Source organism: Mycobacterium stomatepiae, from assembly GCF_010731715.1.
Classification (GTDB): Bacteria; Actinomycetota; Actinomycetes; order Mycobacteriales; family Mycobacteriaceae; genus Mycobacterium; species Mycobacterium stomatepiae.
Map to the genome: position 1 here is coordinate 4,311,298 of NZ_AP022587.1, position 23,963 is coordinate 4,335,260.

The following is a 23,963-nucleotide window of genomic DNA, read 5'->3' on the forward strand; positions in this document are numbered from 1 at the left end:
CCTCAGCGCAGCGTCACCCTGCTGTACAGGTACAGCCGGAGTTGTTCGCCGTACGCGCGCAGCGTTTCGGCGGTCAGCATCTCGAGGTGCGTGCTGTCGACCGAGTAGGTGGCGATCTCCCCGGCGACATACGGCCGCCACAGCCGCTGCTGGGAGCGCGCCGCCCGGCCGGTGCGCAGTCCGCGCCACCGTGTCCTTGCGCGGCCGTTCTCGGTTCTGCCCCGGGCCGCGGCGAAGATGACCGTGTCGCCGTCGAACACACCGGGCACATGGTCGAGCAGATGCAGCTGATTGGTCTTGACGCTGTGCACCATGAGCTCGAGGAGCTGTCGGGGTGGCAGCGGGAAATCAACCCCGTGCTGTTGCACCAGTTCCTCGGCCCGCCGGTAGTCCAGTGGCTCTGACTGCTCGGGAAGGTCGATCCGGTTGGTCCGCAAAAGGTGTTCCAGGATCGGACCTTCGTCCAGCGTCTGATTCTTTGCCGCGGCCCGGTTGGCGTTCAGTTTCGCGATGAACTTGCCGGCGCTGAATACCGGGTCGATGAGTACCAGGCTCTGGACCACGCATCCGCGTCGCTGCAGTTCGATTGCGAGTTCGTGGGCGACGACGCCGCCGAAAGACCAGCCGAGAAGCTGGTACGGCCCGTCGGGATAGCGGGCCTGGATACGGTCCGCGTAGTTTGCCGCCATGCCGCGAATCGAGACCGGCTCGGCTTCGCCGTCCTGCGAAATCTGGTTGATCCCGATGATCGGGCAATCGACGTACTCACCCAGCGCGCGATACGACCAGCTCAGACCGAGGCCGTCGTGAATGCAGCACAACGGGGCGCCGGTGCCTTCCTGGAACACCTCGACACCGACCACCTCAGCGGCGCTGTCCTGCGTGCCCAGCTGTTCGCTGAGATTTCTGACCGACGGGGCGTAGAACATGGCGCGCACCGGAAGGTGCACATCGAGGGCGGCGTTGACCGCGGCGATCACCCGCATCGCCGAAAGCGAATCGCCACCGAGATCGAAGAAGGAGTCGTCGACCCCGACCCGCTCGATTCCGAGCACCTGCGCGTAGATGCCGGCGATGATCTGCTCGGTTTCGGATTGCGGCGGCTGGAATGGTGTGGCGGCGAACACCGGAGCCGGCAGCGCCTTGCTGTCGATCTTGCCCGACGAGGTCAACGGAAACTCCTCGAGCACCACAACCTGCGCCGGCACCATGTACTCCGGCAACCGCGCGGCCAACCGCTGGCGCACCGCGGTGATCTCGATGTTGGTGTTGGGGTTGTTGGCGTGGGCGCCGCGCTGATGCGTCTCGGCCCGGGGCAGATAGAGGTCGGTCAGCGCGGGGCTACCGGAGATCAGGAAGACGGCGTCGAGGGTGCCGGGTTGCGCGCCCCAGGTTACCGCGACGTGGTAACCGGCGTTTTCACCGAGGCGGTGCAGCTGTTCGGGAGTGACGCTGTCGGGGGCCGTCGCAGGCGGGATCAGCGCATCGGCCAGGGGCAGGCCGTCGGCGAGGGCGTGTTCGATGCGGACGTCGGCGACCAGCCCCGCGCGCGGGATCCCCGCGACGCGCACCGTCGGGGGACGCAACGAGGACAGCCTGGCGTGCAGGCCCAGCAGTCCGGCACATTCGGTCCACGTCCAGGCGGGTGCGGTGGCCATGGACCGTACCGGCGTCGGGGTCTTGCGGATGACGACGTCGTAGCGGTACCGGTTGAGCTCGTTGTCCGCCAGTCCGCGTTTGACTTGGATGTCGAGTCCGGCCGCCGACGAGTGGCGGTCGGCCCAGGTGATGAAAAAGTCTGGCGCCAAGAGTAATTCGGGCTCGCTGACCACGGCGCGGTGGACCCGCTGGCGGATCTCGGCGGCATCGGCGGTGGTGGTGCGGGCGAGGGCAACCCCGGTTTGGAAGGCGTCCTGCAGGGTGTGGTTACGGATGTCGCCGAGGAACACCGCCCCACCCGGGGCGAGCAGCTCCATGGCGCTGTCGATCAGGTCGGCCAGGTATGCCGCGTTCGGGAAGTACTGAACGACCGAGTTGACGACGATGGTGTCGAAGTAACCCCGCGGCAGTCCCTCGGTGACGTGGGCGGGATGGGTCAGCAGCTGGACCCGATCGCGCCAGGAGATCTGCAACCGTTCCAGCGAACGCGCGAGGTTGTCGATGGCCACCGCCGACATGTCGGTGGCGACATAGCGCTCACACTGCGGCGCGATCTGCGACAGCAGCAGCCCGGAACCGGCGCCGATCTCCAGAACGCGCCGGGGCCGCAGCGCCATGATCCGATTGACCGTGGCTGCCCGCCACTCGAACATCTCCTCGAGCGGAATCGGTTCGCCGGTGTAGCTGCTGTTCCAGCCCCGGAAGTCCATGCCGAATTCCGGTACGCCGTCGCGTCCGTCGTACAGGTCGTCGTACACGCCCTGCCACTGTCCGACGATCTCGGCGTCGTGGTCGGCGGTGCTGGCGCGCCGCAGCGTGATGTAGGCAACGAGGGTCTCACCGGCATTGCCATGATGCACGGTGGTGACGGCCTGGGTGACCTCCGGGCAGGCCAGTAGGGCGCTTTCGATTTCGCCGAGTTCGATGCGGTAGCCGCGGATCTTGACCTGCTCGTCGGCGCGCCCGACATAACGCAACTGCCCGTCGGTGCCCCAGGACACCAGATCCCCGGTGCGGTACATGCGCGCACCCGGTCCACCGAAGGGGCAGGCCAGGAACCGCGACGCGGTCAGGTCCGCCCGGCGCACGTATCCGTTCGCCAGCCCGGCGCCGGCCACGTACAACTCACCGATCACGCCGGCCGGCACCTGCCGTAACCACTTGTCCAGCACGAAGAACGCCAGATGTGCCAGCGGGCCGCCGATGGGGCTGACCGTGCTGTCGACATCCCCGTCGACGAGCTCGCGGAACGACGCGTGCACCGTCGTCTCGGTGATGCCGTACATGTTGATCAGACGCGGCGACCCGGGATGGCGTTGCAGCCACGTCCGAAGGCGTTGTGGCTCGAGGGCTTCACCGCCGAACACCACGGTGCGCAGGTTTAGCTTTCTGGCAAGGTCGGGCTGTAGCGCGTCGGCCGTTTGCAGCGCATAGAACGCCGTCGGGGTACGGCTCAGCACGCCGACATCTTCGGCGACCAGTAGGGCGTGGAAGTCCTCGGGCGACCGGGCCACCGATTCGGGCACCACCACCAACCGCCCGCCATGCAACAACGCACCCCAGATCTCCCACACGGAGAAGTCGAAGGCCAGCGAATGGCATTGCGTCCATACCTGTTCCATCTCCAGCTCGCCCTCCAGCGAGTACAGCAGCTGGGTCACATTGCGGTGCGGGACGGCCACGCCCTTCGGAGTGCCGGTGGTCCCCGATGTGTAGATCAGGTAGGCGATGTCGTCGGGGTCCGGCGTCGGCAGTGGACTGCACGGGTACCCGGAGAGGCGCGGGTCGTCGACCGATACGACTGCCAGGTCGTACCCGTCCAGCCGATCGCAGAGCGCGGCAGTGGTGATCGCCGCGACCGGCTTGGCATCGGCAATCATGAATCCGATCCGGGCGTCGGGGTAGGTCGGGTCGATCGCCAGGTAGGCCGCCCCGGTCTTCAGCACCGCCAGGATCGCGATGATCGCCTCGGTGGAACGGGTAAACAGCAGTGCTACAGCCTGTCCCGGTCCGGCCCCGTGCGCGGTCAACAGATATGCCAACCGGTTCGCGTCCTCGTCGAGTTCCCGATAGGTCATCGACAGCCCCGCGAAGGTCACCGCCAGCGCCCGGGGGGTGCGTGCCACCTGCTCGGCCCACCGCCCCGGAATCGACGCGGCCGGCGGCGCGGGCAGAGACAACACCGCCCGGTTGCCCCAATCATCCAGACGCGCATACTCGTCGACCTCGAGCAGATCCGCCGACGACACCCGCCGGGTGGTGTCGGTGGTCATGGCCACCAGTACCCGCTGCAGTCGTTCGACCAACGCGCTGATGGTGGCCGCGTCGAACACGTCGGTGCGATATTCGACCGTCCCGCCGATCCCGGTGGGTTCACCTGTATCACCCCAGTGTTCGGCCAGGTGGAACACCAAATCCATTCGGGCGGTTTGGGTGTGCATGGGCAGCTGGGTGACGTGCAGATCATCCAGGACCAATCCGCTGTCGGGATCGACCCGGTGTCCTGGGGCGCTCTGCCAGGCCAGCATCACCTGGATCAGCGGGTGATGAGTCAGGGAGCGGGTGGGGTTGATCCGCTCCACCAGGACTTCGAACGGGACGTCCTGATGCTCGTAGGCGGCCAGGCTGCGCCGACGCACCTGCGCCAGCAGCTCGGCGAACGTCGGATCGCCCGCCACGTCGACGCGCAGCACCAGGGTGTTGACGAAGAAGCCGACCAGCTCATCGAGTGCGAGGTCACGGCGCCCGGCGATCGGAAAGCCCACCGCCACATCGGAACTCGCGCTGACCGCCGATAGCAAAACCGCCAAAGCGGCCTGCACCACCATGAAGCTGGTCGCGTTGTGCTCCCGGGCGATCTTCCGGATTCGGTGTTGCAATTCGGCGGGCCACTGCAGCGCGACGTTGGAGCCGCGGTAGTCGGCGACCAGCGGGTAGGGCCGATCGGTGGGCAGCTGCAACTGCTCGGGCATCCCGGCTAGCGCGTGTTCCCAGTAGGCCAGCTGGGCGGCGATCGGGCTGTCGGCGTCGGCCAGCTCACCGAATTGTTTGCGTTGCCAAAGGGTGTAGTCGACGTACTGGACCGGCAACGGCGGCTGTTGTGGATCACGGCGCTGCCGTCGAGTGCGGTACGCCTCGCTGATATCCCGGGCCATCGGCGCCAGTGACCAACCGTCAAACGCGATGTGGTGCACCACAATCCCGACGTAATACTCCTCGGGCGTCACCGAGTAGATCTGCGCACGGATCGGGATCTCGGATGACAGATCGAACCGGTATTTCGCCAGTGCCACCATTTCGGAGACCATGTGGTGTCGCGCCAGCGGTACCACCGCGTCCCGCCCGCGGCGCCACATTCCGGGCTCGGCCGGCAGCACCTCCTGGTACGGCACGCCGTCGATCTCGACGAAGATGGTGCGCAGCGATTCGTGGCGGGCGATGACGTCGTCGAGGGCCGCGTCGAGCGCCTCGATGTCCAGTGCGCCGTTGATCCGGAATGCCGTCGGCATATTGTAGGTCGCCACCCCGCCCTCGAACCGGTAGGGGAACCATAGCCGGGATTGGGCGAACGACAGCGGTACCAGTGCCGGCCGCTGGCCCGCGATCAGCGGCTTACGCCGGCCGGCAGGGTCGGTGCCGATGCGGGGCGCCAGCCGGGCGATGGTGGGTGCGTCGAACAGGGTGTGTACTTCGAGGTCCGCGTCGAGAGCGGAGTTGATGGCGGTGATCAGCCGCATCGCCGAGAGGGAATCGCCGCCGAGGTCGAAGAACGACTCGTCGGTCCCGACGCGCTCGAGTCCGAGGACCTGGGTGTAGATGCCCGCCAGGATTTCTTCTTTCGCGTTGGCCGGGGCGCGGTAATCGCCGGCGGCGTGGTAGTCCGGCGCGGGCAACGCGCGAACGTCGAGTTTGCCGTTTGTCGTCAGCGGCAGGGTCTCGAGCACCACGATGGCGCCGGGGATCATGTAGGCAGGTAGCTTGTCGGCCAACGCGTTTCGCAGCTCGGCCGGGTCGGCCGCTCCGGTGACGTACCCGAATACGCGGGTGGCGCCCGTCGCGTCTTCGCGGGTGATGGCCGCCGCTTGTTCGACGCCGTCCAAACCGGCTAGGGCCGTTTGGATTTCACCGAGTTCGATGCGGTAGCCGCGGATCTTGACCTGCTCGTCGGCACGCCCCACGTAGTCCAGCTGCCCATCGGGATGCCAGCGCACCAGGTCGCCGGTGCGATACATCCGGGCGCCTCGCTCGCCGAACGGGCACGCCACAAACCGCGACGCGGTCAGCGCCGAGCGGCGCAGGTATCCGGATGCCACACCGTCTCCGGCGACATACAACTCGCCGACCACCCCGATGGGGACCGGGCGCAGCCAGTCGTCAAGCACGAACAGTGCCGCGGTCGGGACCGGCCCACCGATGGGCGCCGCTCCCGACCCCGCGGTGAGCGGCGCGCTCATCGAGGCGTAGACCGTGACTTCGGTGGGACCGTAGGCGTTGATCACCACGCGGCCATCCGCCCACTGATCGACGACATCGGCGGGGCAGGCTTCCCCGCCCAGCAGCACCGCCACCGAATCCAATTGGCTCGGCGTCAACGCAGCTGCGGCTGAGGGAGTTTGAGTCAGGACGGTGACGCCTTCGCTGATCAGCAGCCGGTGGAAGTCGCCGGGGGACGCGGTGACCGACTCCGGCACCACGACCAGTCGCCCGCCGCCGAGCAGAGCGGCCCAGATCTCCCACACCGAGAAGTCGAAGCCGTAGGAGTGGCATTGTGTCCACACCTGCGCCAGCGGCAGATGCGTGGGTGTCGAACTGGCCAGGTGTGCCAGATTGCGATGGGTGACGGCAACGCCTTTGGGGACACCGGTGGTGCCCGAGGTGTAGATCAGGTACGCGATATCGTCGGGCGAGGGTGGCGGCGGGGCGGTGACGGGCCGGGTGCCCAAGCCGGGGTCGTCGGCGTCGACGACCCCTAGCTGGTATCCGTCTAGTCGCGGACGCAGATCGGCTACGGTCAGCGCGGTGATCGGCGCCGCGTCGGCGAGCATGAGCGCGATCCGCTCGTCGGGCAGTGCCGGGTCGAGCGCCAGATAGGCCGCGCCGGTCTTGAGCACCGCGAGCATGGCGATGATCGCCGTGGGTGAGCGCGAAAACAGCAGCGCCACAGACTGTCCCGGAGCGGCCCCCTGGCTGGCCAGCAGGTGCGCCAACCGGTTGGCGGCCTCATCCAGTTCACGATAGGTGTGTGAGCCTCCCTGGAAGCTGACGGCGACCGCGTCCGGGTCGCGCTGCACGTGCTCGGCGAACAACTCCGGAATCGACACCGGCGCGGGCGCGCGGCGGGTCAACGCCGCGCGGTTACCGACCTCATCCATCAGCGCCCGCTCGTCGGAGTCCAACAGCTCAATCGACGACAACCTGCGGGTGGGCTCGGTGATCATCGCCAGCAGGACGTCGTGCAGTTGCAGAATGAGCATGTCGATGCTGTCCGCGGCGAACACGTCGGTGTTGTATTCGACCCGCAGACCAAGCTCGTTGCCGGGCATGGCCTGCAGCGTCAGCGGGTAGTGGTTGTATTCGCGCGCCGTCATCTCGGTGATGGCCAGCCCGTCGATGCCGGCCAGGTTGGCGGCATCGACGGGGTAGTTCTCGAACACGAACAACGTGTCGAAGAGTTGGTCGTGGCCCGTGACACGGTGGATCTCGGATAGCGCCAGGTGCTGATGCTCGAGGGTGTGGTTGTTGGCGCGGTGCAGTTGGTCGAGCAGGTCGGCGGTCGTGGTCAGCGGCGTGCAGTGGGCCCGCACCGGGACGGTGTTGATCAGCAGGCCCACCATCGAATCGGCTCCGGGAAGCTCGGTGGGACGACCGGAGACCGCGGTGCCGAACGCGACATCGTGCTGGCCGGTCAGCCACATCAGCAGCTGCGCCCAGCCGACCTGCAGCACGGTGTTGAGGGTGGTGTGATGTGCGCGGGCCAGGTCGCTCAGCGACTGTGTCAACGGTTGGCTGACGCGAGACGTCTGTACTCCGCGTCGCCCCAACCCGATTCGGGCCGGCGGGCCCACCATGGTGGGAATCGCGAAGTCCGCGAACGCTTCTCGCCAGGCTTCCCGCGCGCAGTCGATGTCTCGTTCGGCCAGCCAGGTGACGAACCGCCGGTAGGGCGGGGATGCGGGGAGCCGGTGCCCGAAATAGCCGGCGAAGATTTCCTGCGCCAGGATCGGCAGCGACCAGCCGTCGAGCACGATGTGGTGATTGGTCAGCACCAGGCGATGACGGTCGTTGGCGGTGCGGATCAGGGCGACCCGGAATGCCGGGGGCTGTGTCAGATCGCAGACCGCGGCGCGTTCGGCGGCTGCTATCCGCTCGACCGACTGCGCATCGTCGCCGAGTTCGATGTACTGCCACGCCGGCTCCGGATCGGCCGGGATGACCTGGATCGGTTCGTCGAATTGGCGGCAGAATCGGGCGGCCAGGTTCGGGTGCCGCCCGACCACGGCATGCACGGCCCGGCGCAGCCGGTCGGGCTCCAGCGGGCCGGTCACGGTGATGGCCAGCTGCATCGCGTAGACGTCGTCGGTGTCGCCGTGGATTGTGTTGGCGTGGAACAGCAGTCCCTGCTGCAGCGGGGTGAGCGGCAAGATGTCGGCGATGTAGCCCTGTTGGCACAGCTCGTCGATCTGTTGCTGGGTCAGGTGGGCCGGGAGGATGTCGGACGGGGTGAGTCCGCCTCCGCCGTGTTGGACGTGAGCGCAGATTCCGGTCAGGGCGTCGAACCACAATTGGCTGAGCCGGCCGATCTGCGGTCCGTCGATGGTCGAGGGTGCCCAGGTCCAGGTGGCGTTCAGGCGGGGGCCGGCGTCGGTGTCGAGCGTGCTGGCGTTGAGTTCGACCGTGTGTCCCAACGGCATTGGGATGGCCGAGGATGCCGCGGCCATCGAGAGGCCGTCCTGGCTGATCTGCCACAGCTCGTCGGAGAGTTCGGCCGTGCCGCCGAGCCTTCCGAGATAGTTGAACCCGATCGCCGGGTCGGCGCCGATGAGCTCGACCTCGGGGTTGAGGTAGCGCAGCAGTCCGTAGGTCAGTCCGTCGGGCAGGGCGCGCAGCTGCTCCTTGGCCTTTTTGACCAGCGCACCCAGCGCCGATTCGCCAGCGAGCACCTGTGCCCAGTTCAAGCCGGAAACACTCAGTGCCACTGGGTATTTGGTGGTGAACCAACCGACGGTGCGCGACAGGTCGATATCGCCGGCCAGTTCCTCGTGGCGGCCGTGGCCTTCGACGTCGATGCAGATCTGCTCACTGTCGGTGTCCAGGAATTCCGCCCACGCCAACCCGAACGCGATCAACAGAATGTCCTGCACGCCGGCGTGAAACGCGGCGGGTACCTCGCCCAGCAGCATTCGGGTGGTGTCGGCATCCAGCTGCACCGACATCTGACCGGCACTGGCATAGGTGTCGAGCTCGGGGTTGGGCGCGGGCAGCGCCGGCGGAACGGCCGTCATGCGCCTCCAGGTCGCGGCGTGCTCGACGACCTTCGCGGCGCGGGCGTGTTCGGCCAGCAGTGCCGACCACCGGGCGAACGATGTTCCGCCGGCGGGGAGCGCGATCGGCTGCCCGTTGTGCAGCTGACCCCAGGCGATGTTGATGTCCTCCAAAAGAATTCGCCAGGATACCGCGTCGACGGCCAGGTGGTGGATGATCAGCATCAGCTGACCGGTGGAGGTGGCCCACACCGCGCTGAGCATCGTCCCGGTGGCCGGGTTCAACCGCGCCCGGGCCGCGGCCAGCGCCGCTTCGGACAGCGCGTCCACGGTGATCAGGCACGCGCGGGCATCCACCGAGCCGACCTCGGGCACCTGCAACGACTCGTCGTTGTCGACGCGCAGCCGCAGCATGGCGTGCCGATCCAGCAGCGCCTGCAGAACCACCACCACGGCGTCTTCGGTCACCGCGGCGGGTGCTTGAATCACCATCGCCTGGTTGAAATCGTCGACCGGGCGGTCGCTGTTCAGTAGCCAGCGCATGATCGGGGTGGTCACCGCCGGCCCGATTCCTTCGTCGGCGACCGCGTTGTCGCTCGCCACACTGGCGACCTGGGCGAGCCGCGCCACGGTCTGCTCGACGAAAATATCGCGCGGACGGCACAACACACCGGCGGCCCGGGCCCGCGCGACCACCTGCATCGACAAAATGCTGTCGCCGCCCAGATCGAAGAAGGAGTCGTCGATTCCGACCCGCTCGACGCCCAGGACTTGCGCGTAGATCGTGGCCAGGATCTCCTCGGTCGCGGTGCCGGGGGCGCGATAGTGATCGCCCTCGCGATATTCCGGCGCGGGCAAGGCGCGGATGTCGAGTTTCCCATTGACCGTCAGTGGCAGTGCCTCGATTCCCACCACGGCCGACGGGACCATGTACGGTGGTAGCAGATCGGCCAGCGCCGCGCGTATCTTGGCGGGATCGGCGGAGCCCGTGATGTAGCCGACCAGGCGGGCGGCGCCGGGGCGGTCTTCGCGGGTGACCACCACCGCCTGATCCACACCGGTCAAACCGGCTAGCGCTGAACGAATTTCGCCGAGCTCGATACGATAGCCGCGGATCTTGACCTGCTCGTCGGCCCGCCCGATGTAGTCCAGCTGCCCGTCGGCCCGCCAGCGCACCAAGTCGCCGGTGCGATACATTCTTTGTCCAGATGATCCCGCCCCCGCGAACGGGCAGGCGCCGAATCGTGACGCGGTCAGCGCGGCTCGCCCCAGGTATCCGCACGCCACCCCATCACCGGCGATGTACAACTCGCCGACCACACCGATGGGCGCCGGGCGCAACCAGCCATCGAGGACGAACAGCGCCGCCGTCGACACCGGCGCGCCGATCGGCACCACGGCCGTGCGCGGCGTCAACGGTGCGCTCATCGACGCGTACACGGTGGCCTCGCTGGGGCCGTAGGCATTGATCACCACGCGGCCGTTCGCCCATTGCCGCACCACCTCGGCCGGGCAGGGCTCCCCACCCAGCAGCAGCGCCGTCGACTCCAGCCGCTGCGGGGCCAATGCCACTACAGCGGAAGGGGTTTGGGTCAGCACGTTGACCTGTTCGCGTACCAACAGGGTGTGGAAATCTTCGGGTGAGGCCGTCACCGCCTCGGGCACCACCACCAGTCGTGCGCCGCCGAGCAGTGCGGCCCAGATCTCCCATACCGAGAAGTCGAACGCATACGAGTGGCATTGTGTCCACACCTGCGGGTTCGGTAGCTCTCGGGGCGTCGACTGAGCCAGGTGCGCCAGGTTACGGTGCGTGACCGCAACGCCTTTGGGGGTCCCGGTGGTGCCGGATGTGTAGACGAGGTAGGCGATCTCGTCTCCGGACGGGACCGGTAGTGCGGTGACGGGCTGGGTTTCCACGGCGGGGTCGTCGCTGATGATCACCGCAAGTTGGTGCCCGTCCAGCCGGGGGTGCAGCTGCCGGGTGGTGATCGCGGCGGTCGGTGCGGCGTCGGTGAGCATGAAATTGATGCGCGCGTCGGGCAGCGTGGGGTCGATCGCCAGGTAGGCTGCGCCCGCCTTGAGCACCGCCAGCATCGCGACGATCGCGTCGGCCGATCGCTGCATCACCAGCACGACACACTGTCCGGCCCGCACGCCGTTGGCGGTCAGCAAGTGCGCCAACCGGTTCGAGGCCTCATCGAGGTCGCGGTAGGTCAGCGAGCGGGTCTCGAAGGTGATCGCCACCGCCTCGGGCGCTCGGGTGACGTGTTCGGCGAACAGCGCCGGGACCGACTTCGCGGTCGCGGTGGGCCGGGTCAGTACCGCTCGGTTGCCGATCTCGTCGAGGCGGGCCCGCTCGCTTGCGTCCAACAATCGGATCGAGGAGCACCGCTGGCTGGGGCTTTCGGTGAGCGCTTCGAGCACCCGTTCCAAGCGCTGGACCAGGGTGGCGATGCTGTCGGCGTCGAACACGTCGGTGCGGTATTCCACCGTCCCGGAGATCCCGGCGGGCTCGCCGGCGCGGGACCAACGTTCGACCAGAGAGAACGCCAAATCCATTCGCGCGGTGTGGGTGTCAATCGGCAGCGGGGTGACCTGCACGTCACCCAGTGCCAGCCCGGATGCGGGGTCGTCACCGTGGAGGTTTTGCCAGCCCAGCATCACTTGAACCAGCGGGTGATGGGTGAGGCTGCGGGTGGGGTTGAGGCGTTCGACGAGGACTTCGAAGGGGACGTCTTGGTGCTCGTAGGCGGCCAGGCTGCGCTCCCGGACCTGGGCCAACAGCTCGGTCACGGTGGGATCGCCATCGACCTCGACGCGTAGCACCAGAGTGTTGACGAAGAAGCCGACCAACTCATCGAGTGCCGCGTCGCGACGTCCGGCGATCGGGAAGCCCACGGCCACGTCGGAACTGGCTCCAACGGCCGAGAGCAGAACCGCCAAGGCCGCCTGGACCACCATGAAGCTGGTCGCGTTGTGCTCGCGGGCCAGCGCGCGCACCCGCTGCTGCAATTCGGCGGGCCACTCGATGGCCATGGAGGCGCCATGCTGGTTCGCCACCGCCGGGTAGGGCCGATCGGTGGGAAGCGTCAGTCGCTCTGGGATTCCGGCCAGGGCGGCTTCCCAGTAGGACAGCTGGGCGGCGATGGGGCTGTCGGCGTCGTCGAGACGACCGAACTGCTTGTGCTGCCACAGCGTGTAATCCGGGTATTGCACCGGCAATTGCGTCCAGCGCGGTGCCGCTCCCGCACACCGCGCCGCATACGCCTCGCCCAGATCGCGCACCAACGGAGCGACCGACGAGCCGTCGGCCGCGATGTGGTGCACCACCCCCACCAGGACATGCTCATTTCTGGAGAAACGGAAAAGTGTTGCCCGTAATGGAATCTCGCTGGTCAGATCGAAGGTGTAGCGTGTCGCGGCCTCGATCGCCGCGTCTTGCTTGGCCGCGGACCAATGCCTGGAATCCACTACCTGCCAACCGAACTCGGCTTGCTCCGGTTCGACCACCACCTGCTGGGGGACGCCTTCGGGTGCCACGAACAGGGTGCGCAGACTCTCATGACGGGTGACAACGTCGGCGATCGCGGCGCCCAGCGCGCCGATGTCAAGCCTTCCGGTCAGCCGCAATGCGACCGCCATGTTGTAGACCGGCGACGGCCCTTGCAGTTGATCGAGGAACCACAATCGGGATTGGGCAAAGGATAACGGCAGCACGGCGGGCCGCTTGCCCGCCGCCAACGGTTCCAGCCACCCACGGCCGCTGCCGATGCGCGGCGCCAACCGGGCGATCGTGGGTGCGTCGAACAGGGTGTGCACTTGCAGGCCCGCGTCGAGGCCGGAGTTGATCGTGGCGATCAGCCGCATCGCCAACAGCGAGTCGCCGCCGAGGTCGAAGAAGGAGTCGTCGACGCCAACCTGTTCGACACCGAGCACCTGCGCGTAGATGCCGGCGAGGATCTCCTCGATCGCGGTGGCCGGGGCGCGGTAATCACCGCCAATGCCTTGATATTCGGGCGCCGGCAGGGCACGGACGTCGAGTTTGTCGTTGGGCGTGCGCGGGAGCGCCTCCAGAGTGACCAGCGCGCCGGCACCATATAAGACGGCAGCCGCTCGACCAACGCGCTGCGCAGCGCGGACGTGTCCGCAGATCCGGTGACGTAGCCGACGAGTCGTTTGGTGCCGGGGCGGTCCTCGCGGGTGATGACCACCGCCTGCTCGACGCCGTCAAGACTGGCGAGCGCCGTTTGGATTTCGCCGAGTTCGATGCGGTAACCGCGAATCTTGACCTGATCATCGGCGCGGCCCAGATAGTCGAGTTGATCGTCGGCGCGCCAACGCACCAGGTCGCCGGTGCGATACATGCGAGCCCCGGGCTCCCCGTAAGGGCAGGCGATGAATCGGGACGCGGTCAAATCGCAGCGGCCGAGATATCCGCACGCCACCCCGGCGCCGGCCACATACAATTCGCCGACCACACCGGGGGGCACCGGACGCAACCAACCGTCGAGCACGAACAGCGCCGCGGTGGATACCGGTGCGCCGATCGGCACGACGGCGGTGCCCGGTACCAGCGGCGCACTCAGCGAGGCATACACGGTGGCTTCGGTGGGGCCGTAGGCGTTGATCACGACGCGGCCGGATGCCCACTGATCGACCACCTCGCCGGGGCAGGCTTCCCCGCCCAGCAACACCGCGACCGACTCCAATCCCTGCGGGGGCAACGCCGCTGCGGCCGAGGGAGTTTGGGTCAGCACATTGACCTGTTCACGCACCAGCAGAGTGTGGAAGTCCTGCGGCGAGCTGGCCACCGCTTCGGATACCACCACCAGGCGGGCACCCCCGAGCAGCGCGGCCCAAATCTCCCACACCGAGAAGTCGAAGCCGTAGGAGTGGCATTGCGTCCACACCTGCGCCGCGGGCAGCGCAGCGGGTGCCGATTCGGCCAGGTGGGCCAGGTTGCGATGAGTGACCGCAACACCTTTGGGGACGCCGGTGGTGCCGGAGGTGTAGATCAGGTACGCGATCTCGTCCGGCGACGGTGTCACTTCCGGTGGACTGGCGGATTGGAGATCGACGTACGGATCATCGATGTCGATGATCCGTAGGTCTTGCCCGCGCAGACGCGGCCGCAGTTCCGCGGTGGTCAATGCGGCGATCGGCGCGGCATCGGCGAGCATGAACGCGACGCGGGCGCCGGGATGGGCCGGATCGATCGCGAGATATGCCGCCCCGGTCTTGAGCACCGCCAGCATCGCGACGATGGCGTCGGGTGAGCGCGAAAACAGCAGCGCCACAGACTGTCCCGCACCGGCGCCCTCGCAGGCCAGCAGGTGCGCCACCCGGTTGGCGGACTGGTCGAGCTCACGATAGCTGATCGAGCGGCCGTCGCAGGTGATCGCTATCGCATCGGGCGTACACGCGGCCTGCGCGGTGAACAGTTCCGGCACCGATGCCCGCGTGGCCGGCCGGGTCAGGGCGCCCCGGTTGCCGATCTCGTCAAGCTGCGCTTGCTCGGCGCCCTCCAGTAGTGGGATCGCCGAAAGCCGTTGGGCGGCATCGACGGCCATCGCCGCCAGTACCCGTTGCAGCCGCCTGATCAGCGCCTCGATGGTTTGTGCGTCGAAAATCTCGGTGTCGTATTCGACGCGTAAGCCGAGTTCGTCGCCGGGCATGGCCTGCAGGGTCAGCGGGTAGTGGTTGAATTCGCGGGCGGTCATCGCCGTGATGGCCAAGCCCTCGGCGAGCACGGTCGACGTGTCGATGGGGTAGTTCTCATAGACGAACAGGGTGTCGAAGAGTTGGTCGTGGCCGGTGGCGCGGTGGATTTCGGTGAGCGCCAGGTGCTGGTGTTCGAAGGTGTGATTGTTGGCGCGGTGCAGCTGTTCGAGCAGGTCGGTCGTCGTGCTGGTCGCGCTGCAGGTGGCGCGCACCGGAACCGTGTTGATCAACAGGCCCACCATCGACTCGGATCCCGCCAGCTCGGCGGGACGCCCCGCGACCGCGGTCCCGAAAGCGACATCTTGCTGGCCGGTCAGCCACATCAGCACCTGCGCCCAACCGGCCTGTAGCACCGTGTTGACGGTGGTGTGGTGCGCACGAGCTAACTCGCCCAGGGCGTGGGTGGCCTGTTCCGACATCGTCGAGACGGCGACGCCGCGGGGTCCGAGCCTGACGCGGCCCGGCGGACCCACCAGCGTGGGGGAGTCGAAGCCGGCGAAGGCTTCGCGCCAAGCGGCCTGCGCAGCGTCGACCTCGCGGTCGGTCAGCCAGGCGACGAACCGTCGATACGTCCCGGGCGCGGGTGGTCGCTGCCCGTAGTAGCTCGCGAAGATCTCTCGCGCCAGGATCGGCAGCGACCAGCCGTCGAGCACGATGTGATGATTCGTCAGCACACACCGGTGCCGGTCGTTGGCGGTGCGGATCAACGCCACCCGGAATGCCGGCGGTTCGGTCAGATCGCAGACCGCGGCGCGCTCGCTGGCACAGACCTGCTGGATCGATGCCTCGGACTCAAGATCGTAATACCGCCAGGGCACAACGGGATTGGCGAGCATGATCTGAACCGGTTCGTCGAACTGCCGGCTGAAACGCGCGGTCAGGTTGGGGTGCCGGCTGACCACCACGCTCACGGCGTCGCGCAACCGGTCCGGGTCCAGCGGACCGGCAATGGTGAGATCCAGCTGCATCGCGTATAGGTCGTCGGCATTGCCGGTGGCGGCGGCGGCATGGAAGAGCAGCCCCTGCTGCAGCGGGGTGAGCGGCAGGATATCGGCCACGCGGTCGTCACGACACAGCTCGTCGATCTGCTGCTGGCTCAGGCGGGCCGGGGCGATATCCGATGGCGTCAGTCCGCCTCCGCCGCGGCGTACGTGGGCGCAGATCCCGGCCAGTGCTTCGAACCACAACCCGTTCAGTCGGCTGATCTGTTCGGCATCGAGCGCCGATGACGCCCACGTCCACCTAGCCTGCAAGCGCGGACCGGTGTCGGTGTCAATGGCGCCGGCGTTGAGTTCGACGGTGTGCCCCAAGGGCATTGGGATCGCCGAGGCCTTCGCTGCCACCGATACGCCATCGTGGCTGACCTGCCACAGGTCGTCGGACAGCTCGCCGGCACCGGCGCCGAGCCGGCCAAGGTAGTTGAACCCGATCGCCGGATCCGGCCCGGTCAGGTCCACTTCGGGGTTGAGGTATCGCAGCAGCCCGTAGGTCAATCCGTCCGGCAGCGCGCGCAGCTGTTCCTTGGCGTCCTTGACCGCCGCACCCAATGCGGGCTCACCGCCGAGCACCTGCGCCCAACGCAGGTTGCCGATGCTCAGCGCCACAGGGTATTTGGTGGTAAACCAGCCCACCGTGCGTGTCAGGTTCACATTGGCGGCCAGTTCGTCGTGGCGACCATGGCCCTCGACATCGATGCCGATGGGCGAGTCGGTCTCCAGGAATTCTGTCCAGGCCAATCCGAATGCGATCAGCAGAATGTCTTGAACGCCGGCATGAAACGCCGCGGGGACCTCGCCCAGAAGCATGCGGGTCGTGTCGGTATCGAGCTCGGCTGATAACTGCCCCGCACTAGCGTAGGTATCCAGCTCGGGCCGGAGCGCGGGCAGTGTGCGCGGTGCGGCGGCCACCCTTCGCCAGGCATCGGCGTGCCGCAGCACCGCCGCGGAGCGGGCGTGCTCGTCGAGCAGCGACGCCCACCGGGCGAACGAGGTACCCGCGGCCGGCAGTGTCACCGGCTGGCCGCTCTGATGCTGGGCCCACGCGATGTTCAGGTCTTCCAACAGGATTCGCCAGGACACCCCGTCCACGGCCAGGTGGTGAACGATCAATACCAATTGGGATGTTGAGGTAACCCACAGCGCGCTCACCATGGTCGCGGCGGCCGGATTCAACCGCTGCCGTGCTGCGAGCAGCGCCGCGTCGGAGAATTCGGGTACGGACTGAAGACAGCTGCGCGCGTCCACCGACCCGGCCTCGAGCGCCCGAGGCGACCACTCGTCGTCGACGCTCAGCCGCAGCATCGCGTGCCGATCCAGCAAGGCCTGCAACACGACTGCCACGTCGGCGTCGCTGACACCGGCGGGCGCCTGCACGACGACCGTCTGGTTGAACTGCTCGACCGGGCCATCGACGTTCTGCAGCCAGCGCATGATCGGGGTGGGCAGCACCGGGCCGGTGGGGTCGTCGTCGATGGCGGCTTCTCCGCTGACGACGCCCGCCACTCGGGCCAGCCGGGCCACGGTCTGCTCGACGAAGATGTCCCGTGGCCGGCACAACACGCCGGCCGCCCTTGCCCGGGCAACCACTTGCATGGACAAGATGCTGTCGCCACCCAGGTCGAAGAAGGAGTCGTCGATGCCGACGTGCTCGAGGCCAAGGACCTGGGCGTAGATGCCGGCGAGGATCTCTTCGATGGCATCGGTGGGAGCGCGATAGTGATCGGCATCGTGATAGTCGGGTATCGGCAATGCGCGGGTGTCGAGCTTTCCATTGACCGTCAGCGGTAGCGCGTCGAGGACGATGATCGCCGACGGCACCATGTAGGACGGAAGCCTTTCGGCCAGTGCGGAACTCAGCTCAGTCGGCTCGGCGGTACCGGTGACGTAGGCGATGAGCCGGGTGGTACCGCGGTCGTCACGTGTGATGACGATGGCTTGGTCCACACCGTCGAGACCAGCGAGGGCCGCTTGGATTTCGCCGAGTTCAATTCGATAGCCACGGATCTTGACCTGTTCGTCGGCCCGGCCCAGGTAGTCGAGTTGCCCATCGGCGCGCCAGCGCACCAGGTCACCGGTGCGATACATCCGGGCACCGGATTCGCCGTATGGGCAGGCGACGAATCGCGATCCGGTCAACTCGGCTCGGCCGAGGTATCCGCAGGCCACCCCCGAGCCGGTGACGTACAATTCGCCGACCACCCCGGCCGGTACCGGGCGCAGCCAGGGATCCAGGACGAACAGGGCCGCGGTGGTCACCGGCGCGCCGATGGGCGCGGCGCCCGACCCTGCCACCAGCGGGCTGCTCATCGACGCGTACACGGTGGCCTCGGTGGGGCCGTACGCGTTGATCACCAACCGGCCGGGTGCCCACTGATCTACCACGTCCGCGGTGCAGGCTTCGCCGCCGAGCAGCAACGACATCGATTCCAAGCCCTCCGGCGTCAATGCCGCTGCGGCCGAGGGGGTTTGAGTGAGCACATTGACGTGTTCGGCGACCAGCAAGGCATGGAAGTCGTGCGGCGAGGTGGCCACCTCCTCGGGGACGATGACCAGGCGCCCGCCGCCGAGCAGGGCTGCCCAGATCTCCCACACCGAGAAGTCGAAGCCGTAGGAGTGGCATTGCGTCCACACCTGCGTCACCGGCAGCTGGCTGGGGGTCGACACCGCCAGGTGGGCCAGGTTGCGGTGGGTGACCGCGACTCCTTTGGGGACGCCGGTGGTGCCCGAGGTGTAGATCAGGTACGCGACGTCGTCGGGCGACGGCGCCGGAGGCGGACTCGCGGGTTGGAGATCGATGGCGGGGTCGTCGATGTCGATCACCGTAAGGTCGCATCCGCGCAGCCGTGGCCGCAGCGCCGCGGTGGTGATCGCCGCGATCGGGGCGGCATCGGCGAGCATGAACCCGATTCGCGCGTCCGGATGGGCCGGATCGATCGGCAAGTACGCCGCCCCCGTCTTCAGCACCGCCAACATCGCGACAACCGCCTCGGCCGAGCGTGAAAACAGCAGCGCGACGGACCGCCCGGGACCGGCGCCCCGGCGGATCAACAGATGGGCGAGCCGGTTGGCGCATTCGTCGAGTTCGCGATAGCTCAATGAGCGCGACTCGAAGGTAACGGCTACCGCGTGCGGGGTACGCCGCGCATGTTCGCCGAAGAACTCCGGCACCGACACCGCCACCGGCGCGGGCAGCGCCAGCATCGCGCGGTTACCCAAGATGTCGAGGCGCGCGTGTTCTTCTGCGTCCAACAGCTGGATCGAGGAAAGCCGCTGCGTGGCATCGGATGTCATCGCCGTCAGGACCCGCTTCAGCCGATCGGCCAGCGCCGCGATGCTGCTTTCGTCGAACAGGTCGGTCCGATACTCCACCGTCCCGGAGATTCCGGCCGGCTCGCCGGTCGCGGTGAATCCCTCGGTGAGCGAGAAAGTCAAATCCGCTCGCGCGGTGTGAGTGTCGATCGGCAGCGGGGTGGCTTGCACATCGCCGAGCGTCAATTCGGCGGGCTGTGAGTTTTGCCAGCCCAACATCACCTGCACCAGCGGGTGATGGGCCAGGCTTCGGGTGGGGTTGAGCCGTTCGACGAGAACCTCGAACGGTACGTCTTGGTGCTCGTAAGCAGCCAGGCTGCGCTGACGCACCTGCGCCAGCAGCTCGGCGACGGTCGGGTCGCCGCTCACGTCGACGCGCAGCACCAGGGTATTGACAAAGAATCCCACCAGCTCGTCAAGCGCAGGATCGCGACGCCCGGCGATCGGGAACCCAACGGCCACATCGGAGCTGGCGCTGAGCGCCGACAGGAGCACCGCAAGGGCGGCCTGCACCACCATGAAACTGGTCGCGTTATGCTCGCGGGCCACCTCGCGCACCCGCTGCTGCAACTCGCCCGGCCACTCGACGATCAGCGTGGCGCCGCGCTGATCGGCGACGGCCGGGTAGGGCCGGTCGGTCGGAAGCGCGATGCGCTCGGGCATGCCGGCCAGCGCGTCGCGCCAGTAGGCCAGTTGGGCGCCGATCGGGCTGTCGGGATCGTCCAAATCACCGAACTGCGCATGCTGCCAGATTGCGTAATCGGGGTACTGCACCGGCAAATCGGCCCATGCTGGTTCTTGCCTAAGACACCGGGCGGCATACGCCTCGCCGAGATCACGCACCAGCGGGGCGATCGACCAGCCATCGGCAGCAATATGGTGCACCACGCCCACCAGCAGATGTTCGTCCGCGCCGAGCTGAAAAAGCGTTGCACGAAGCGGGATCTCGGCGGATAAATCGAACCGGTGGGCCACCGTGGCATCGATGGCCTCGTCCAGGCGTTGCTGCGCCCAGTCGTCGGAATCGATGATTTGCCAACCGAACTCGGCCCGTTCGGCATCGATAACCAGTTGCTGCGGTGTGTCCCCCGCCGCGGGGAACACCGTCCGTAGGCTCTGATGGCGGGTGACCACATCGGCCATCGCGGCGGCCAGCGCGTCGACATCGAGCCGGCCCGAAAGCCGTAAGGCCACCGCGATGTTGTACACCGGCGACGGTCCCTGCAACTGATCCAAGAACCACAACCGCGACTGGGCGAAGGACAGCGGGATCACCGCAGGCCGCTGCGCGGCCGTCAACGGTTGAAGCCGTGCGTGCTCGGTACCGATGCGCGGAGCCAGCTGCGCGATCGTGGGAGCCTCGAACAACGCCCGCACCGAAAGCCCGGCATCGAGCGCGGTGTTGACCGCGGCGATCACCCGCATAGCCGAGAGTGAATCACCGCCCAGATCGAAGAACGACTCTTCGGTTCCGATCCGGTCCACACCGAGAACCCGGGCGTAGATTCCGGCCAGAATTTCCTCGACCGCCGTGACCGGCGCGAGGTAGTGCTCGGCATCGCGGTAGTCCGGTGCCGGCAGCGCACGAGTGTCGAGTTTGCCGTTGACCGTTAGGGGCAGCGCATCGATCACCATCACCGCGACAGGCACCATATAGCCCGGCAACCGCTCCGCCAGCGCCGCGCGCAGCGTGGCCGGGTCGGCGGTCCCCGTGACATAACCCACCAAGCGCCTATCTCCGGGGTGGTCCTCCCGGGATATCACCGCCGCCTGTTCCACCCCGGCCAAACGTGCTAGGGCAGAACGGATTTCGCCGATCTCGATGCGGTAGCCGCGAATCTTGACCTGCTCATCGGCGCGCCCGACATACTCCAGCTGCCCGTGGGCGCCCCAGCGCACCAGGTCCCCGGTGCGATACATCCGCACGCCGGACCCCCCGAAGGGGCAGGCCACAAAACGCGATGACGTCAACGACCCTCGACCGACATACCCGCATCCCACGCCGCGGCCGGCCACGTACAGCTCGCCGACCACCCCGACGGGCACCGGGCGCAGCCAATCGTCGAGCACGAACAGCGCCGCAGTCGATACCGGTGCGCCGATCGGCACCGCTGTCCCCGCGGTCAGGGGTGCGCTCATCGCGACCATGATCGTGGTCTCGGTGGGGCCGTAGGCGTTGATCATCAAGCGTCCGGGCGCCCACCGATCGACCACCTCGGCCGGGCAGGCCTCGCCGCCGATCAACAACGACGCCGACCCAAGACCCTCCGGGTGCAGCGCAACCACGGAGGAGGGGGTCTGGGTGAGCACGGTGACGCCCTCGGCGGCCAGCAGGGCTTGGAAGTCTTCCGGGGACCCGGTCACCGATTCGGAAACCACGACCAGCCGCCCGCCGTGCAGCAGCGCGCCCCAAATCTCCCACGCCGAGAAGTCGAACGCATACGAGTGGCACTGGGTCCACGCCTGCCCCGGCGGCAGGCCGGCATCCAGGGAGTCGAGCAGCTGGGTGACGTTGTGGTGGGTGACGGCCACGCCTTTGGGGACACCAGTGGTGCCGGAGGTGTAGATGATCTGGGCGACGTCGTCCGGGGAAGGCCCGCGCGGCGCGGTGGCGGGTTGAGCGTCGACGGCGCGGTCGTGGATATCGATCGCCGCCAGGCCGTAGCCGTCGAGCCGGTCGGCGAGCGCGGCGTTGGTCAGCGCGGCCATCGGCGCCGCATCGGCGAGCATGAACTCGATCCGCGCCGGCGGGTGGGACGGGTCGATCGGCAGGTACGCGGCTCCGGTTTTCAACACCGCCAAAATCGCGACAATGGCGTCGGCTGATCGCGAAAAGAGCAGCGCCACAATCTGTCCGGGGCCTGCACCCTGTCGGGCGAGCAGGTGCGCCACCCGGTTGGCGGTCTCGTCGAGTTCGCGGTAGGTCAGCGTGCCGCCTTCGCCGGTCACGGCTACCGCATCCGGCGTGCGCGCGACTTGTTCGGCGAACAATGACGGAATCGACACCCCGGTCGCGGGCCGCGTCAACACCGTCCGGTTGCTCAACCGATCCACGCTGACGTGTTCGTCGTCGGCGAGCAGATCCAGTGCGGAAAGCGCGCGTTCGGGCGCCGCGGTCATCGCTGACAACACACGCTGTAACCGCTGCGTGAGCTCCGAGACGTCGAAATTCGAATACGGTTGCCCGGCACCGGCAGTGGTGAGGAACTGTTCATCACCGGCGCCGACGAAAAACAGCCCGAAGTGACCTATCGGTCCAAAACTGGTGTACGTCGCGGTCCCGGTGACACCGGCGAAGTTCAGGGTGAGCCTGGACGGGACGAAATTGACGACTACCCGATTCGCCCCCTGCCCGGCGCCGCGAATGCCGCCCTCATCCCCAAGGATATGCACCGGAAAACGCTGATGCCGCAAAGCATCTCGTGCTTGCTGGTCGACATGCTTGCAGAACTCGGCGATCGTCGACCCTGGTGACGTCTTCAGCACTAGGGGCACCACCCCGGCAACCATCCCGGGCAGAGTCTTCGACTCAGGATGCACTCGTCTGCTGACCGGGAAGTCGAGCACTACCTCCGAACCGCTGCTACACCCCTGCACCAACAGTGCACACGCTGCCGTGATGATCGAGGTTCGGCGGACACCCAGCGCCTTGGACAGCTGTTTGATGCGGCCGACGACGGACGGGTCCAATTGAACCGGCGGAGTCGGTTGATTCGGATCTCGTCGCGAGGTGGATTGCGGCAATCGATAATCCGGTCCGCTTTCCGACGGCAGATTCTCGTTCCAATAGGTCTGATCTTCCTGGTAATCCGTCGAGGCCTCGTACTCCAGTTCGCTGCGGACGAAGTCCTGCAGGGAGCCGAAGAATGCGGGAGAGAGGGGGGTGCCGGAAACCATTGCGGTGTAGTTGGCCGCAATCCGGCGGCCAACCAGGCCCATGCCCAATCCGTCGAGGACGATGTGATGACAACAGGCCGACCAGTAGAACTCGTCGGGTTTTGTTCGGAATAAAGCGAATTTGAGTAGCCGACCGGTGAGCGGCATCGGCGTGCGCTGAATCGACGACGCAATCTCACGAGCTTCCCCGACGGGGTCGGGCGAGCCGGTGAGATCGTGGAAGTCGAGATCGAAATCCGGGTAATCGATTGCCTTTTGGAAAACCTGACCGTCCACTTCGAAGAACGCGGCGCGGCATGGTTCGGCCTCGTGCAGTGCTTTGCCGATTGCCTGCTTAAGCAAACCAGGATCGACAGTGCCCTCGATCCTGATGAAGAGACCGAGCTGCCAGTCGGTGCCGGAGCGTCCCGTTTCCTGTGCGAGCCAGATGTCCAGTTGCCGGCGCGTCAGCGGAAGGGCACGGGCGTCAAGTTCCATCCGATCGCCCCTACCCAAAAGGCTTACGCACTAAAGGCCTTATCCGGTTCCGGCTTCCGCATATTCCATGGCCGTATCTCGGTGCGAGAGCGCGCGACGCCGGTGCAAACCACCGCGCCGGAGGCCTCGTGGTGAACCGCTTACCCCCAGGCAGGGACATCCGCGAGAGCCCGCCCCAGGCGGTGCTGCCGGTCGTCGTTGACCTGGACAAAGTCGTCGCTGACGGTTTGTTGCTCACCGATTCTCCCCGCACGTCTAATCGACATGAGTGGAACAAACCTTAGTGGACCAAAACATGCTCCAACAGGGGGTTCGGCAAAGTTCTTGATGTTAGCCATGCGTTAGCCGCGATTTTTCGCGCAATCGGACAAGTCTTGCGAAAGCGCCAGGGTCGCAATTATTTTCGTTTCCTGACAGCCCA

Annotated in this window: 2 protein-coding genes; both read right to left on the reverse strand. The window is 67.0% G+C overall.

What is annotated here, in order from left to right; translation table 11 throughout:
* Window positions 1-2: 2 nt before the first annotated feature.
* Entirely contained in the window at window positions 3-13,076 is a 13,074-nt protein-coding gene (locus tag G6N54_RS30690) for a non-ribosomal peptide synthetase (protein WP_232072899.1), read from the reverse strand.
* Window positions 12,998-23,542, reverse strand: a complete 10,545-nt coding sequence (locus tag G6N54_RS30695; protein WP_232072900.1) for a non-ribosomal peptide synthetase — start codon at window positions 23,540-23,542, stop codon at window positions 12,998-13,000. The genes G6N54_RS30690 and G6N54_RS30695 overlap by 79 nt, the downstream gene beginning before the upstream one ends.
* Window positions 23,543-23,963 lie beyond the last annotated feature (421 nt).